Below are 16,349 nucleotides of genomic sequence, written 5' to 3'. Positions count from 1 at the left end.
GCCCTCTCTGGCAAGCAACTCGACGCCATCGCGCATGAACTCAACGGGCGCCCGCGTCAAACACTTGCATGGCGAACGCCTGCCGAAGTATTCGCGTCAGCTGTTGCGACGACCGATTGAGAGCGCCGCCTTTCTGGTGGCCACCGCGGCCATGTGCCTCGCAGTCAGCCCGGCCTTCGCCTCGGATTGCGAAGACCTTCCCGCCAAGGGACAGGCAAGCCTCGAGAAGAAGTACATGAAGATAAAGGCCGAGAGCGAGCACGCCGCCACGGACTGCGTCGTCATCCGAAACAACAATGCCCTGGGCACGGGCCACGGAATCACGCTCGACTGCCGGATCCACTTCCGCCCCCGGAATGGGGGCTGCTACGTGGACTACACGCCCTACGGAGACACCAACAAGAGTCTCTCCAGACATCCCGGCTGTGATGCAGGCAAGTGGGCCTGGGCCAACGGCGTGGACATGCCCACCGGCGAGTCCACCTCGGACCCCCAGGGAAAAACGTACACGGGCAGCGTCCGCTTCAACATGATGAATGAGGAGTACGAGCTGAAGTACACGGTCCTGGTCGGTGACAAGAAGAGCGACAAGGCCCTGGAAGACACCTACGCGGCGACCCTGAAGAAGATCTGCATCCGCAAGTCTCGCTGACGCCCGCGCCACCCACGTCCCCCGGCCTCACGACTGGGGGCCCTCGATGACCACCCTCAACCCTCGCGGCATGTTGCTGGAGAACTCCAACGAGAAACCGACACATCGGCACAGCTCGCGAACAATGGAGACCCCCAGCCCGCTGCCTCGCGGGGCCCGGCGCCTCGACTGACGGGAGCGGAACCCCCGCTTCCCCAGGCACTCCAACTCCTCGGAGGGAAGCCCCGGGCCATCATCCAGCACGGTGAGCCGGAAGCGTCGCGGCCCGACGGCCTCCAGCACCGCCACGACGTGGCCGCCCTCCTCACCGTGCGTGATGGCATTGTGCAGCAGGTTGCCAATGGCCTGCTCCATCATCGTGGGATTGCAGCGCGCCCAGAGCTCCTCGTCGGGGCGTGAGCACTCCACGGTGAGCTGCCGCCTCCGTGCGAGCTGCCGGAACCTGCGAACGACCCGCTCCACGGTCTGCCCCAATTCCACCCGGGCATCCTCCGCCAGCGGATCCACCCCCTCCCCCATCTGACAGGCGAGGTGGAGGTTGTCCACCAGCGACGTCAGGTAGACGGTGTCCTCGAGCCCCTGCCGCAGCAGCTCCGGGTTGCCCTGAGCGGGCTCCGCCGAGGCCAGCTCCAGCGACAGTTGGAGCGAGGCGATGGGCGTCTTCAGGTCGTGCGCGACGTCCGCCAGGTGCCGCTCCAGCGCATGCTTCTGGGATTCGATGCGCGCGGCATCCCGCTGGACGCGAGCATGGGTGGCGTCGAGTGCCTGGGACACCTCTCCCAACTCGTCGCCCAGGCCATCCGTGGCGGACGGGTAGTCTGGAGCCCCGAGCGCCCGCGCGGCGCGGTGCAGGCGGCGCAGCCGCTTGAGGAGCGGCTGGACGACGGCGAAGGTGGACAGCGCCGCCGCGACTGTCGTGACCAGAAGGGCGAGCCCCAGAAGCCACCGCCCCACCGTCACGCGCTCATGCATGGGAGGCCAGCGAAACTCCAGCAGACTGCACGGCCCGGAGGGCGCGAGCCGTCTTACCGAAGCGCCTCCCCACCGTGGGTCAGGATGAAGGAACGGAAGGTAGATGAGGGTCGCCTCCTCCTCCCCCTCCAGCACCCGGGCGAGGAGCTTCGGTTCGGGGCGCCCTCCCGGGACACCTGCTCCGACCAGGGCCGCATCGAACCCCTCCACCTCGATGCCCTCGGGACCCTGAAAGCGCCAGCCCGGCGCCGCCTGACATTCCTCGCGATGGGTGGACAGGATGAGCGCGGTGGCGAAGCGCGTGCTCCGCAGCAACGCGGTATCCACTCCCATGAAGGTCGCCAGGTAGGAGGTTCCGAGCGTCCCCAGGAGGCCCAGGAGCGAGGAGGCCGCGAGGATGCGCGGTGCCAGACGGTTGTACAGCCTCACGAAGACTCCTCTGGCGGGGCGAACTGGTAGCCGATGCCCCAGGACGTCCGGATACGCGCTCCCGCCGGCCCGAGCTTCTTCCGGAGGCGCGCGACATGGGAGTCCACCGTCCGGTCATCGCGCTCCTCATTGGGCGGGAGGGCGTGCTGGGCAATCTGGGCCCGCGTCATGGCCCTGCCGGGGCGCTCCACGAGATACGCCAGCACGTCGAACTCATGGCGGGTCAGCGACACGGGGCCTGTGCTCTCGATGCTCACCTCGCGCGCATCGAGGTCCAGGCGTACATCGTCCCAACGCAGGACGCGGCGCGGTCGCTCCTCCAGGAGCAGCAGCCTGGCGCGGATGCGCGCGACCAGCTCCTCCATCCAAAAGGGCTTGGCGAGATAGTCCACCGCCCCCAGCCCAAACGAGCGCAGCCGGGGCCCTTTCACGCGTCCAACAGTTCGAAGCCGTCCTTCCCGGGGCGATTCAGGTCCAGAACCACCAAATCAGGCCGCTCGCGCTCGGACGCCTCGAGTGCGAGCTCCCCGTCGGTGGCGAGCATCACCTGGAACCCCGCCTGCTTCAGGCCACGGACGAGGCCCGCGGCGATGGGTGCGTCATCCTCGACAACCAGGATGCGAGCCGGGACTGTCATCGACGACCTCCGCGGTCGTGGGCGTGGACAGCGCCAGCGTGGCGCCAAACGAGATGGATGTCTCCCGGTGAGGATGTTTCGGCTTGAAGCATACCTCGTCCATGGAATTCATGGATTCCCGGGTGTGAGCTTCCACAGGCGGCCGTTCGAAGCGTCCGTGAGCAGGTAGAGCGCACCGTCAGGCCCCTGGACCACCTCGCGGATCCGCGCCTTGCGCTCCGTGAGCAGGCGCTCCTCGCCGACCACGAGGTCGTCCTTCAAGACGAGCCGCACCAGCGCCTGGCTGGACAGGCCGCCGATGAAGAAGTTCCCCTTCCACTCCGGAAAGAGCGCCCCTGAGTAGAGGGTGAGCCCCGAGGGCGAGATGACCGGATCCCAATAATAGACAGGCTGCTCCATGCCCGCGGCCTGCGTCGTCTTGTGGATGGGCTGGCCCGAGTATTCCTCGCCATAGCCAATCGTGGGCCAGCCGTAGTCCTTGCCGGCTTCCGGACGGTTGAGCTCATCGCCTCCTCGCGGTCCCATCTCCACGATCCAGAGCCGCTGCTGGGCGTCCAGGGCCGCGGAGAGGATGTTGCGGTGTCCGGAGGACCAGATCTCCGGCCGGGCGTCCTTCCTGCCCACGAAGGGATTGTCCTGGGGAATGGAGCCATCCGGGTTGATGCGGACCACCTTCCCGAAGTCGCTCTTGAGGTCCTGCGCCTGGACGCGGCCCGGGAGGATGGAGCGCTCGCCGAGCGTGACGAAGAGCTTGCCGTCCGGTGTGAAGACGAGCCGTCCGCCCGCGTGCAGCGTGGACTCGAGCGTGGGCTGCATGCGGAAGATGACCTGGAGTCCCTTGATGCGCGGCTTCGGGCCGTCCACCAGTTTCGCGCGCGCCACCGCGAGCCCGTTGCCGCCCTCGCGCGGCTCGTAATAGGTCCAGTAGATGAGCCCGCTCTTCGCGTAGTCGGGCCCCACCTCCACGTCGAGCAGCCCGCCCTGTCCCCGTCCGTCGACCTTGGGGAGGCCCGCCACCGGGGGCGACTTCTTGCCCGCGGCGGTGACGATGAAGAGCGAACCCGTGGGCTTCTCCGTGACGAGGAAGCGCCCATCCGGCAGGAACGCGATGGCCCACGGCTTGTTGAAGCCGGAGGCGATCTCCGTCACCACGATGGGCGTGCGCGTCTTCACCTCCGGGGCGCGTGTCTGCTGCGGGAACGCGGGCTTGAACTCCGGGACGTTCGGAGGCGCGGTCTCCACCGGCTGGGCTCCGGAGACGGCGCTCAGCAGGAGGGCGGAGAGGAACGAGGTCACGAGTCCATGGCGCATGGAGTGACTCTCCGCCGGGACGGGCGGGACGTCACCCGTCGCCCGGCCCGCATCGCCGCCTCCGTTGCCTGGGTGAACAGTCTCGGCGCCGCTCAGGGATTGAGCGACAGGTTCACGGTGGCGCCCGTTCCACCCCGGACGACGAGGACGTGGGTGCCCGCGGGCAGTGCGCTTCGCGTGAGCACCAGGGGGTCGGAGGAGAAGCCGATGCTGCGGCACGCCGACTCCGGACCTCCGCAGCCGGCGAGCAGCCCCATGGAGAACGTCTCGCCCGTGTACTGATTCTGACGCAGGAGCGTGGCCGACAGGTTGAGCACCCGGTCCGTGGTGAAGGTGAAGAAGGTGTCTGGCCGGCTGCCGGCGTCACACGTCAGTGTCATGTCCGAGCCGTGCGTGGCCGGGTTGAAGGTGACGGTCGCCGTGCCGCCCGCCGCGCCATTCGAGAAGGCCAGGGGAAGGGCGTCCGCACAGAGGTCGCCCGGCCCGAAGTCGTCGACCTCCAGGTCCAGTTGGAAGGTGCCCGCCGGGTGGGTGAGTCCCGATTTGACGAGGAGGTACGACGTGCCCGCGGGCAGGTCCGCGGAGACGCGGGAGTGGCCGTTCTGGGCGAGCATGCAGGCAAGCTGCGACGCGGTGTCGTCACAGGGGCCGCGCCGGACGGACAGCGCCGGCTGCGTCTCCGCCCGCGAGCCCGAGACGCGGGCATGGAGGCGCCGTGGACGGTCGGTGGTGACCGCGAAGACGGCATCGCTGCCATCGCTCCTTCCGCAGCCCTCGTGGTCAGGAAAGTCCCCGAACGCGCGGGTGAGCGTCGCGCGACCGTAACCGCCCTGGGAGAGCGTCAACGGCTCCGGATTCGCGCAGCTCTCGCCTGGCTCCGCATGGTCCAGCCGGGACAGGCGCGCCACCAACTCGAAGTCACCCACGTACGCGGTGCTGAAGCCGTCGACGACGACGTAGTACGTGCCCGCGGGCAGGTCGCGGTAGCTCGTCCAGGTGTCGGGCGAATTGTCGGGAGTCGCCGCGCACCGCAGGTCGGTTTCGGCGCCGCCACACGCCCGGCGCAGCGCCACGGTGGGCCGGAAACCCGGGGTGAGGGCCTTCGTGGAAAGGCGCAGGTTCATCGGCTCCGTGGTGGTGAAGGTATAGACGGTGTCCGGCGCGGCGCGCCTCTCGTACGGTTCCCCGCAGGAGGGCGTCAGGTCGTGGAAGAAGCGCCCCGTGTCGCCCTGGACGGTGACCTGGCCGGGTCCGCTCGTCGGCAGGCCCAGGGGGAGCGCGTTGGCGCAGACGTCACCCGCCGGTATCGAACCCAGGGACACCTTCAGCGAGTAGTCCGCGAGCCCTTCGTAGGTCCTGTCCACGAACAGGTAGTAGGTCCCCGCGGCGAGGTTCGCGTCGCGGATGGACGAGCGCGCCAGACCGCCCCCGGTGCAGGTGGCCGCCGGACCGTCACAGGTGCCGCGGCGCAGGGTGAGGGCGGGGGCCCTCAGGCTGGAGGCGGTGGTGGTCTCGGCGATGAAGCTCATCGGCCCGGAGGTGGTGAAGGTGTAGACGCGGTCCTCGCCGGAGAGGCCCGAATACGTGCAATCACTCTGGTGGTTGTTGAAGGCACCCGTGAAGGTTCCGGAGAGCACGGCGGTGCCTCCCTCCGGGGGAAGACCGAGCGGGATGGCGAGCGCGCAGGTGTCACCGGGGGTGGGCGGTGTCAGCAAGGCCTGAATCGTCACGGGCCTCTCCGACTGCGCGGAATAGAAGTCCACGGCGAGGATGTACGTGCCCGGCTGCAGGCTGCCCCGCCCGAATGGACCCGTGGTCCGTGTGACCGGCTGGCAGGAGAGCCCCTCGCCGCAGGTCCGGATGAGCGACAGCAGCGGCGCCCCCTTGGACTCGTCGTGCGACACGTCCACGTACAGGTCCAGCACGCGGTCGGTGGTGAACGTGAAGTACGCGTCCGCCCCGTCGACGGAGCAGTCGGAGAACGGCTCATCGAAGAAGTCACGCGCGTCGAACGCGAGGACCGCAGTGCCTCCCGCGCCGCCCTCGGAGAACACCAGCGGGCGCGGATTCGCGCAGGTCTCTCCCAGCTGATGCGGGGTCGCGGAGAACTCGAGCGAATAGGCGTCCGGGCCTCCGGAGGTGTGGTCGACCGAGAAGAAGTGGGTGCCGGCCTTGAGGCTCCCCGCGCGCAGGGTCGTCACCCCGTCCGCGCCTGGCTGCCCGCACACGCTCTGGGACACCCGGCACGTGGCGTCGACGAGCGACACCATGCCCCGGGCCGAGGCCTGCGCGGGCGTCATCTTCACCTTCACGTCCAGCTCGCGGTCGAGCGTGAGCGAATAGACATGCTCTGGGAAGGAGGCGCTGTTCGGAGTGCAGGCGCTGAGGTCATCCGACATTCCCACGGTCGTGCCCGTGAGCGTGGCGGTTCCGCCCGCGGGCCCGCCGGACAGCGTCACCGGGGTCGCGACCGCGCAGGTGTCGCCCTCCGGGGTCGGCGTCGCGGAGACGTCCAGGCGGTAGTCGGTCCCGGTCTCATTCGGGCCCTTCACCCAGAGGAAGTAGGTGCCCGCGGAGAGGGCCGTCTTCCGCAGGACGCGCGAGGCCTGGACCGTCGACTCGCAGTTCTGGGTCACGGGCGTGGCGCCCAGGCAATCCGCGACGAGGGCCAGGGTCGGAGCCTCGTTGTCCCCGCCCAGGGCGGTGGCCGTTACCAGCAGGTTCGAGCGCGGATCGGTGAGCGTGAGGCGGTACACGCGGTCGGGCAGGTGGAAGCGCCTGCAGTCATAGTCGTAGCCCTCCTGCGAGCTGCCCCGCGTGCTGGCCTGATGCGTGAGCGTGCCGCCCCCCGCGGGGAGGTCGAAGCCAATGGGGTTGGCGCACGACTCCCCCTCGGGTGGGGGCACCGCGCTCACGTCGAGCGTGTAGTCGATGCCGGTGGCGGACTCGACGACGAGGACGTACGTGCCCGCGGGGAGCAGCTCCTGGACGGTGGCGGACGTCGCTCCCCACTGGCAGCCCGTCGAAAAGGACGTCCCGCAGTAGCGGGCCTCCTGCACGCGCAGGGAGAGCGCGCCGCTCGTTCCCAGCCGCGTGGCGGTGGCGTTGACGAGCATGGGCTGGTCCAGGGTGAACGAATAGATGCGGTCGGGAGCGTTGAGGGAGTCGCTGCAGCGCTCGGGAACGTCGTTCGTCGCGCCGCGGAGGGTGTCGGTGAGGTGGGCGGTGCCGCCTGAAAGCGTGAGGGGGACGGCACGCCCGCACGTCTCGCCCTGGGGCCGTGCCCCGGTGAGCTGCGCCGACACCGTGAAGGGACTGCTCGTCCCTTCGAAGGCTGAATCGGCGAAGAGCAGGTATTCGCCCGGCGCGAGGTCGGCGACGGAGAGGGCAGGGCCGCAGCCCAGGTCCACTCCGTCACACGCGGAGCGCAGGGCGAGCATGCTTCCCCAGATGATGCCGTCGTCGAGGGTCGCGGTGAAGTCGCTCGTCTGGTCCACCCGGAAGCGGTGGACGGAGTCGGGACCGGGCGGCCAGGTCATGCAGTCCAGCGTGAAGTCGTCCGCGCGGCCCTGGGTCCGCACCTGGACGGTGGCCTGGCGGTGGGAATCAAACGGCAGCAGGGCGGCCTCCTCGCAGCGCTCCCCGCTGGGCGGCGGCCGGGTGCCGAGCGCGAGGTCGAACTCGCCGGCGGTGAGGGTCCGCGTGGACACGACGACGAAGTACGTCCCCGGGGCCAGCACGCCTTCGAAGCGGGAGCGCTCCAATCCGGAGGCATTGCAGTCCGGGCGCGCGCAGGTGTTGCCCACCCTGAGCACGGGCTCGAACCCCGGGGTGCGCGAGACGACGGAGAGGTCCACCTCCGCGGGGGCCGCGAGCGTGAAGGAGTACACCGCGTCGCGCGAGCCCGCGACGCAGCCGAGCCTGTTGGGCGCGTAGCGGCGCAGGTCGCCCTGGAACGTGGCGCTCCCCTCGGTCAGCGCGAGCGCGTAGGGCGTGGCGCAGGTATCCCCGATGGACTCCACGGGTGTCTCACATCCACCGGTGACGCAAGCGGCGGTGAGGCAGTCGCTGCACGCCGCCCCCGCCATGCCGCAGGCGGTCTGCTCCGTGCCCTCGCGGCACTGACCGGCGGCGTCGCAGCAGCCTGCGCAGTTTCCAGGGCCGCAGACCCCGCCCGAGTCGGGCTCGCCAGCATCGGGCCCGGAAGAGGAGGCCGAGGAGCAGGCGAGGAACGTGACAGCGAGCAGAAGGAGCAGATGGCGCATGAAAGGTGTTCCCGGGGGGAGGCTTCATGCCCATTGGATTGTCCCCCCGTCGTCGGCGTGGACTCTACCGGACGTGGGGGTGAACCGAAAGACAGACAACGCGAGGCGGGCGGGACGTCACCCGTCGCTGGACGCGCGTCGCTCCTCTTCCTTGCCTGGGTGAACGGTCGCGGCGCCGCCCACCGTGAAGTCAATCACCCGGTCCCACATCGCCTGGAACTGCGGCTCCTGGAAGTGGGAGCCCGACTTCAGCCAGCTGATGTGCTCCGGGGGCTGGTCGAAGTGGCCCATGACGTCCAGGTGGTCCGCGGTCGCGACGTGGAGGACCTGTCCCCAGACCTGGGAGCGGCTCGGGACGATGCCATCGCTCTTGGACTCGAACCTCCGGCCAAGGACATCCTGGAGGGCCTGGGTCTGGGCCGGCGTGCGCTCGGGAATCTGGAGCTCCCGGGACTGGGGCGCGCTCTTCGCATACAGGAAGGCGAAGAGTCCGTGGAGGAGCGCGTCGGGGGTGAGCAGCAGGGGCAAGGACCACCTGGGCGGTGGCGCGCCCGTGACGACGCAGCCGTAGCGCACGCCCTCCCGGTCCGCCGTGTTCGCGTTGAAGGCCCGCATGCTGATGGGCATGAGGTCCTGGATGAGCACCTGGTTCTCGCCCACCTGGCTGAAGAACTGGATGAGCTCCTCGCGCTCGCCCTCGGAGAGGTCCGCCGTCAGCCGGGCGATTTGATTGAAGAGGTTGGGCGGGAGCTTCGCCTCTTCGCTCCGCAGGACGAGCCAGTAGCACGCCTGCAGCGCGGCGGTCCGCAGGGGCATGGCCTTGCGGTGCAGCGTGAGGAAGGTGAAGAGCCACAGGTAGCGCAGCAGCGTCTTCCCCACGCCGCCCTGGTTGGAAAAGCTGGCCAGCGGGGTGCCTTGATGCGGGGTCGCGATGGTCACGACCGAGCGCACGCGCTTCACGAAGTCCGGAGCCTCCCGCGCCATGCGCGGTGAGACGACACTGCGTGCATCCAGCCCGCCCGTGGAGTGCCCGACGAGGTGGAGCTGCGCGTCGTCCTCGTTCGCGGTCCGTGCCATCTCCCGGAACACGTCGCGGGCCCGCGCCTCCAGCCCGGAGGTGGGGGCGGAGGCGATGGCATGCACCCGCGCATCGATGCCTCGCTCCTGGAACCGCTGCTCGAGCAAACGGGGGACGTTCTGGAAGTAGGCGATGCGCTCCGTTTCCTTGTCACCCATCTGCGTGAAGCCAAAGAAGCCGGGGACCAGATAGACGCGGTGGCGGTGGGTCATGGGGACAAGCCTAACGTGAGGACCGCCCCTGACGCCGGGGAGGGGTCAACGTGAAGTCCCGAACCCTTTGCCAGAAATGTCTGTCCTTCCTCCGGAGCGTCTCGGGTGGTGATGCGCCCGAGACACGCGGGGCTGCTTGGGATTACTGGGTGATGATGTCCGTGTACTCGCTGCCGCTGATGGAGTTGCGCCACTTGGAGGAGAAGCCCAGCGCGTGCTGCGGATCCACCACGTGCGGCGCGGCGATGCGCGCGACGTCCAGGCGGACAATCTCATTCTTGAACAGGTCCAGCACCATGCCGAACTGCATCGCGGTCAGGTAGACGCGCTTGAGCATCTTGTCCGCCTTCTCCTGGCGGACGATCTCGTTGTTCTCGCTCTTGAGCGACTGGTAGAAGCCGCTCCAGGTGGAGGCGTCCATCGGGTACTGCCCATCCCGCCGCATCAAGCAGCCTTCGTCCGAACGCGTGCCACAGTCGCGGTGCGAGGGAGCTGCCTCGGCGGCCACCGGCATCTCCGGGCGCGAGTGCATCCGGGGCTCCCGCCGCGTCTCCGTCGTCCGCGTCTCCGAGTAGCTCTCCGACTCCGTCGTTCCACCCGTCATCTGCACTTCCATCCGGGCACCGCCGCCGCGCACCTTCACGGTGGTCGTCTCCTCGCCATCGACGTTCGTCGTCGTCTTCATCTTGATGCGCGCGGAGGGCATGTCCTGATCATTGATGTCCACCTGCATGTTGAACTCCGCGTCCTGCGCGAAGCTGGCGGACGAAACGAACAGGGACGAAACGAGTGCGGCACGGACGATGCGATTCATGTGAAGTCCTGGTGGGAAACGGGTTCGGTGCGGTCGGTACGCTCAAGCGTTCCCGCCGCCGTGCCGTCTTCACGCACCGTCCGCGGATTTATTCATATGAAACACATGGTTCGGCCTGGTGAACCCGGACTCATGGTCTGAGAAAAGCAGAAGCCCGCCGAACCGGAGCAGGCCCGTGGGCGCTCCGGCTCGGTGGGCTCTGGGGGCTTTCTACTTCTAGAGAACCGTGCGTACCGGCCGGAAGCCGTAGCCGGCGTCATCCGAGCCCGCCGGGTACTGGTACCGATGCGCCGCACGGACGATGTGCTGGCGCTCCTTGGAGGACGTGGGGCAGCTCGTGCCAGAAGCCCTGACCCGCTCCATCGTGGAGATCGAAGGCCGGCTCCTGAAGCTGCTCGCGGCCCTGCCAGCCCCTTCTCCCGAAGGCGAAAGGTGGCTGGAGAGGGGTTGAAGCGAAGCCCCGGCGATCCACGCTGAACGCGGGATCGCCGAGGCTCGATGCTGCCTTACTGGACGGCGCGGAGCGCGGGCTGCTCGTCCGTCAGCGACGTCAGGAGGCGATCGCCCTCGGCCTCGTCGATGGGCACGAAGCAGCCGAGGTCGGCCCGGTAGGCGTGAACCTGTGCCGCCCCGATGTCGAACCACCAGCCGTGCAGCCGCAGCGTTCCCGCCGCGAGCCGGTCGCGCACGATGGGGTAGGTCTTCAAGTGCTCCAGCTGCGCCAGGACGTTCAGCTGGGAGAGGCGATCCGCGTCCGGCAGCCCCTCGCCCACCTGGGTGTTCTTCTCGCGCAGCGCCTTGAGCGAGGGAGAGCCGTGAGCGAGCCACTGCTCGAGGTTCGGTGCGCCGTCCACGGCGCCTCCGGCCAGGATGGCCTTCATCGCGCCGCAGCTCGAGTGTCCGCAGACCACGACGTCCTCGATGGGCAGGAAGCCCAGGGAGAATTCGATGGCCGCCGCCTCCCCGCGGTCCGCCGAGGGCTGGCCACCGGGCCTGGCCGGCGGAACGAGGTTGCCCACGTTGCGCACGGTGAAGAGGTCACCGGGATCCGTGGAGACCAGCAGATTGGGCACCACGCGGCTGTCCGAGCAGCTGATGAAGAGGCAGTCAGGGGATTGCCCCTTCGCGAGCCGCGCGAAGGTCGCCCGGTACGAGGGCAAGGTGTGGCGCTGGAAATCGAGCAGGCCTCTGATGAGCTTCTTCACTGCACACCTCCGGGGGAGAGAGTCGAAACGTGATGAACGGGGGAGGAATGGGATGGAGCGGCAGGCCCCGCCGTGGGGGCCGCACGCGCGCTGCGTCGGGTCCAGACATCCTCGAGCGGCTCCATGGTCACGGTGCCGCCCGTCTTGCGATACGTGTCCGCCCAGCTCTCGAGCGCCTCGAAGCCGGAGTGGTCGAGCGTGTTCACCGCCACGTCCACCTCCACCCTGGAGCCCGCGGGAACCTTCGCGAGCGCCGTCGACAGCTTCGGCACGCCGACGAACGTCAGCGCTCCGCTGATGCAGACCTGGTGAACGCCATTGGCGGCGTGGATCTCCACGCGCACCTGGCCGAGCTGCCACAGGAGCCGGAGGATGGCCGCGCCGAGTCCCAGACCGATGCCCGCGAGCAGGTTGATGCCCACGACGCCGGCCACGGTGATGAGGTACACGGGCAGCTCACCGCGGTGCCGCAGCTCCCGGATGTGGGCGAGGTTCACGAGCTTCAGGCCCACGTGCACGAGCAGGCCGGCGAGCACCGTCAGGGGCACGTACGCCGCCAGACTCCCCAGCAGCGTGATGAAGGCGAGCATCCACACCGCGTGGAGCACCGCGGACCAGCGCGTCTTCGCGCCGGCGTTGATGTTCGCCGCGCTGCGCACGATGACGCCGGTGATGGGCAGACCGCCGACCAGACCGGAGAGGGTGTTCGCCACGCCCTGCGCGAGCAGCTCGCGATCCAGGTTCGCCCGCGGGCCCGTGTGGAGCTTGTCGGTCGCCACCGCGCTCAGGAGCGACTCGGCGCTCGCCACGACGGCGAGGGACAGCACGGCCACGAAGAAGGCGCCCCACATGGAGCCTTCCGGAAGGGCCGGCAGCTTGATGGCCGACAGCGCATCCGCCGCCAGCTGCACCCGCGCCACGTCCGCGTTCATCACCGCCGCGACCACGGTCCCGCCCACGACCGCCACCAGCGGCCCCGGGACCTTCTTCAGCCGCCCGTTCGGCAGGAACCCCCAGGCGATGAGGACTCCCAGCGTCATCAGGCCCAGCAGCGTGGCCGCTCCATGAAGGTTCAGCACCTGCCCGGGCAGCTCCCGCAGGTTGTTCCAGGCATTGCTCTGCGGAGAGCCACCCAGCACGATGTGGACCTGCCCCAGCACGATGAGAATGCCGATGCCCGCGAGCATTCCGTGGATCACGGCCGGCGAGATGGCCAGCGCCGAACGCGCCACCTTCAGCCCGCCGAGCGCCACCTGCACGAGTCCCGCCGCGGCCACCGCCGCGCACGTCACGGCGAAGCCCAGCTGCTGGATGAAGCCAAAGACCATCACCGCGAGTCCCGCCGCGGGGCCGCTCACGAGAAGCGGCACGCCACCCATGAGGCCCACCACCAGGCCTCCCACGACGCCGGCAATGAGGCCCGCCATGATGGGCGCTCCAGAGGCGAGCGCGATGCCCATACAGAGGGGCAGGGCCACCAGGAACACCACCAGCGAAGCTGGCAAATCCGAAGCGAGGATCGCCTTCAACGACGGCTTCGCCTCTGCTGCCTTTACATCCGAAGTCATTGCTTGAGCTCCCCTGTCATCCGCCGGGCCTCAGCCCGGGCTCGACGTGACAGGGGGGGCTACGCAAGCGTTGTGCCAGCCCGTCCCGGGCACTTCCCGTCGGGGGCGTGGCGCTTCAAGAGCAGGCGATGAAAGAAACTTGAAGCCCGCGCCCCGGGCGATGAACGAATTTTAAAGTCCTTCACTCCGAGGGCGGGTTCTCCTCCAGACGGCGGAGGAATGTCGGATAGGAAAGACCCAGTGCGCGGGCCGCCTCCATGCGCCTGCCTCCGAGCTGCTCGAGCACGTGGCGCACATAGAGCCGCTCCACTTCATCGAGCGACCGCGGTGGGCCTGACACGGAGAATGCGTTGGGGTCGACCGCGGCCGGCGCGCCGCCTCCCTTGGCGAGCGACTGCAGCTCGAGCACGGGCCCGCCTTCGAGCACGAGCGCTCGCTCCAGCACGTTGCGCAGCTCCCGGACATTGCCGGGGAACGGATAGCTGAGCAGGCGCTCCTCGGCGGCGGGAGAGAAGGGGACCGGGCGCCGGCCGAGCTCCGAGGAGAGCTCCTGCACGAGCGTCCGTGCGAGCGGCAGCACGTCCTCGCGACGCTCGCGCAAGGGGGGCACGTCCACCCGGAACACGCTCAGCCGGAAGAGGAGGTCCTCGCGAAAGCGCCCGGCGGCGACCTCCGCTTCGAGGTTCTTGTTGGTGGCCGCCACGATGCGCGCGGTGCTCGTGAGCTCCGTCGTCCCACCCAGTCGCCGGAAGGCCCCCTTGTCGAGAAACGTGAGCAGCTTCGCCTGGAGCGCGAGCGGCAGCTCACCCACCTCGTCGAGAAAGAGGAGCCCATCGCTTGCGAGCTCCACGAGCCCGCGCCTCGCTGTCTTCGCATCCGTGAAGGCGCCGCGCTCGTGCCCGAAGAGCTCGCTCTCCATCATCGTGTCCGGAAGCGCGGCGCAGTTGATCTGCACGAAGGCGCCCTGCTTCTGGCGCAAGGCGTAGAGGTGGCGGGCGAGCACCGCCTTCCCGGTCCCGGTCTCCCCGAGCAGCAGGACGGGGCTTCGCGGAGTGGTGGCGATCCGCTCCAGCATCTGGAGGGTTCGCTGCATCGCTGGCGAGCGGGGCTCCGCCATCCGATGCCGTCCTTCGAGGACGCTCTCCGCCTGGCGCAGCCGTTCCTGGAGCTGGAGGTCGCTTGCCGCGCGGCGTGCGCGCAACACCAGGTCGTCAATCTCGACCGGCTTGCTCAGGTAGTCGCGAGCACCCGCGCGGATGGCTTCGACGGCGCTCTCGATATCTCCGTGCGCGGTCACCATCAGCACGACGGTCCCCGGAAGCTGGGCCCGCAGCTCGGGCAGGAAGACGAGCCCATCTCCGTCCGGCAGCCTCCGGTCCAGCAGCACGAGGTCCGGCGCCTCGGCGGCGAGCGCGGCGCGGGTCTCATGCAGCGAGCGCGCGACCCGGACGCGAAAACCCTCCTGGCTCAGCATGGACGCCGCGAGCGAGGAGAAGGTCCTGTCGTCATCGACGAGCAGCAGGGAGGTGCTCATGAGGCCATTTTCTCAAGCGGAAGGCGAACCGTGAAGCGGCTGCCCCCGGGCACGCGTGTATAGGAGACGCTTCCGCCATCATGCGCGCGGATGGCCGTGCGCACCATCGGAAGCCCGAGCCCGATTCCCCTCGAACGGCCCACCGCGAATGGCTCCCAGAGCCTGGGCTCGAAGGCCGGGGGCACTCCTCCCGCGTTGTCCTCCACGACGAGCACCACCTCTGTGTCTTCGCGAAGGAGCCGGACTTCGACGCGAGGCGTCGGCTGCTGGCCTGTGTCATGGGCCACGGCCCCGGCTTCGACGGCGTTGCGGATGAGATTGTCGACAGCGGAGACCAGCAGCGTCGGGTCCCCCTTCACGAAGAGCCCCTCCTGCAGTGTGGTCTCGATGGTGACATCCGCTGCTTCCGGCAGGAGCCTCACGGCTTGAAGCGCGTCCTGGACGAGCAGGTACATCTCACAGCTGCGCCGCTGCGTGGACTGGGGGGAGGCGAAGCTCAGCAAGGAGCGGGCGAGGTGGCCGAGCCGGTCCGCCTGGGAACGCAGCGCCTGGACAGGCAACGTCGTTTCCCCTCCTTTCGCGCGAATCATGCTGAGCGCGGCCTGCATGCTGTTGAGCGCGTTCTTCACCTCGTGGGCGATGAGCGAGGAGGCGGTGCCGAGCGCCGCCATCGTCTCCTGGCGCCGCAATTGTTCTTCGGCGGCCATCAGCGAACGGTAGGAGCGGCGCAGGAGCACCGTGAAGAGGAGGAGCACTCCGCCGAGCAGCGCGGTGTGAAAGCCGAGCTGGCCCAGGTAGCGGCGCTTGAGCAGCGCACGGTCCCGCGCCTCGTCCTCGAGCACGGCGAGCAGCATCTCGGTTCCGGGGACGAGCGCCGCCGCGCCGAGCAGCCGCGTGCCTCCGAGCGTGATGGCCCCGGGAGTCTCCACCAGCGGGCGAAGGTGTGCGGCGAGCTCCGGCTGGCGCAGGAGTGGCGGGGGCGTTGCCGGCAGGAGGAGCCGGCCGCGCTCGCCGAGCAGGGCGACCATGGACTCGTTCGTCCCGCGATGGACCGGGAGCAGCTCGCTCGCCGTCGCGAGCTCGCCCACGAGGAGGCCCACGACGCGGTCGTCGCGGACGATGGGGACCGCGACCGCGATGAGGCCTCCGCCTTCCTCGTCCAGCAGTCCGACCGACGCGGCCCGCTTCTCCACCATCCGCCGGAACCACGGGCGCGAGGTGAGCGGCGTGCGCCCGAGCGGCATGTTCAACGGGTCGCTCCAGATGCGCTGGCCGTTCGCTGACACCAGCGCGACTCCGGCCGAGAAGAGCGACGTGTGGCCGAAGGCGTTCTCGAGCAGCGCCACCTCGGGGCCTGCTGCTCCGTCCTCGGGTCTGAGCGACGGGTGCTCCGCCAGCCGTTGCAGCTCCGAGCGCAGCAGTCCGAGATGCGCGCCCAGTGCCTGGGCCTGGAGGCCCGCGCGGTCCGACAGGTGAACGAGGAGCTCGCCCTCCGCCGCCTTCACGTCCGCCTGGTAGGTCACGAAGGGACTGACGAAGGCGGCGCACCAGAGGAGCATCAGGCCGACCACGGCGGACCGGCCCGCTTTTCTCTGCGTGCGAAGAAGCTCGCCCGGTGGGGGTACGAGAGAGGTCAGGGAGGGATGGGCCGGGGGCGGCGACATGGGCCCAT

The 16,349-nt window shown here is 69.1% G+C and carries 13 protein-coding genes; 2 read left to right on the top strand and 11 right to left on the bottom strand.

Annotated features, from left to right (window positions below):
- Nucleotides 1-235: 235 nt before the first annotated feature.
- Nucleotides 236-652: a hypothetical protein gene (locus D7Y15_RS04005; protein ID WP_233604818.1), complete on the top strand. Its 417-nt coding sequence runs from the start codon at nucleotides 236-238 to the stop codon at nucleotides 650-652.
- 27 nt (nucleotides 653-679) lie between these two features.
- On the opposite strand, the gene D7Y15_RS04000 is transcribed toward D7Y15_RS04005, so the two are convergent.
- From D7Y15_RS04000 to D7Y15_RS03975, 7 genes are all read right to left on the bottom strand, one after another.
- Complete coding sequence (locus D7Y15_RS04000) at nucleotides 680-2,053, bottom strand: cell wall metabolism sensor histidine kinase WalK (RefSeq protein ID WP_121751747.1); 1,374 nt, start codon at nucleotides 2,051-2,053, stop codon at nucleotides 680-682.
- Nucleotides 2,050-2,484 carry a response regulator transcription factor gene (locus D7Y15_RS03995; protein WP_233604817.1) on the bottom strand — a complete coding sequence of 145 codons (435 nt, stop codon included), beginning with the start codon at nucleotides 2,482-2,484 and terminating at the stop codon, nucleotides 2,050-2,052. Before D7Y15_RS03995 ends, D7Y15_RS04000 begins: the two co-directional genes overlap by 4 nt.
- The gene (locus D7Y15_RS45550; RefSeq protein ID WP_233596705.1) at nucleotides 2,481-2,690 is read right to left on the bottom strand and encodes a response regulator transcription factor; all 210 of its coding nucleotides are present in this window, start codon (nucleotides 2,688-2,690) and stop codon (nucleotides 2,481-2,483) included. The genes D7Y15_RS03995 and D7Y15_RS45550 overlap by 4 nt, the downstream gene beginning before the upstream one ends.
- Nucleotides 2,691-2,798: 108 nt before the next feature.
- Nucleotides 2,799-4,001, bottom strand: a complete 1,203-nt coding sequence (locus D7Y15_RS03990; RefSeq protein WP_121751746.1) for a PQQ-dependent sugar dehydrogenase — start codon at nucleotides 3,999-4,001, stop codon at nucleotides 2,799-2,801.
- 92 nt (nucleotides 4,002-4,093) lie between these two features.
- Complete coding sequence (locus tag D7Y15_RS03985; protein ID WP_148712684.1) at nucleotides 4,094-8,266, bottom strand: hypothetical protein; 4,173 nt, start codon at nucleotides 8,264-8,266, stop codon at nucleotides 4,094-4,096.
- 117 nt (nucleotides 8,267-8,383) lie between these two features.
- Nucleotides 8,384-9,556, bottom strand: coding sequence for a triacylglycerol lipase (locus D7Y15_RS03980; protein WP_120575189.1), 1,173 nt, complete (start codon nucleotides 9,554-9,556; stop codon nucleotides 8,384-8,386).
- A 142-nt stretch (nucleotides 9,557-9,698) separates the two neighbouring features.
- Entirely contained in the window at nucleotides 9,699-10,370 is a 672-nt protein-coding gene (locus D7Y15_RS03975) for a DUF4476 domain-containing protein (protein ID WP_121751744.1), read from the bottom strand.
- A gap of 301 nt (nucleotides 10,371-10,671) precedes the next feature.
- On the opposite strand from D7Y15_RS03975, the gene D7Y15_RS45545 reads away from it, so the two are divergent.
- Nucleotides 10,672-10,821 carry a DUF3969 family protein gene (locus D7Y15_RS45545; RefSeq protein ID WP_120575191.1) on the top strand — a complete coding sequence of 50 codons (150 nt, stop codon included), beginning with the start codon at nucleotides 10,672-10,674 and terminating at the stop codon, nucleotides 10,819-10,821.
- A 55-nt stretch (nucleotides 10,822-10,876) separates the two neighbouring features.
- On the opposite strand, the gene D7Y15_RS03965 is transcribed toward D7Y15_RS45545, so the two are convergent.
- From D7Y15_RS03965 to D7Y15_RS03950, 4 genes are all read right to left on the bottom strand, one after another.
- Nucleotides 10,877-11,575: a carbonic anhydrase gene (locus D7Y15_RS03965; RefSeq protein ID WP_121751743.1), complete on the bottom strand. Its 699-nt coding sequence runs from the start codon at nucleotides 11,573-11,575 to the stop codon at nucleotides 10,877-10,879.
- A complete protein-coding gene (locus D7Y15_RS03960; protein ID WP_120575193.1) occupies nucleotides 11,572-13,143 on the bottom strand; it encodes a SulP family inorganic anion transporter in 1,572 nt (523 codons plus the stop codon). The genes D7Y15_RS03965 and D7Y15_RS03960 overlap by 4 nt, the downstream gene beginning before the upstream one ends.
- Before the next feature lie 181 nt (nucleotides 13,144-13,324).
- Complete coding sequence (locus D7Y15_RS03955; protein WP_120575194.1) at nucleotides 13,325-14,677, bottom strand: sigma-54 dependent transcriptional regulator; 1,353 nt, start codon at nucleotides 14,675-14,677, stop codon at nucleotides 13,325-13,327.
- Nucleotides 14,674-16,236, bottom strand: a complete 1,563-nt coding sequence (locus tag D7Y15_RS03950) for a sensor histidine kinase (protein ID WP_306770465.1) — start codon at nucleotides 16,234-16,236, stop codon at nucleotides 14,674-14,676. Before D7Y15_RS03950 ends, D7Y15_RS03955 begins: the two co-directional genes overlap by 4 nt.
- Nucleotides 16,237-16,349 lie beyond the last annotated feature (113 nt).

The organism is Corallococcus sp. AB030, from assembly GCF_003668965.1.
In the GTDB taxonomy this organism is placed as follows: Bacteria; Myxococcota; Myxococcia; order Myxococcales; family Myxococcaceae; genus Corallococcus; species Corallococcus exiguus.
Note: the sequence above shows the minus strand (reverse complement) of the source record. Positions and strands in the feature narration are given on the sequence as shown.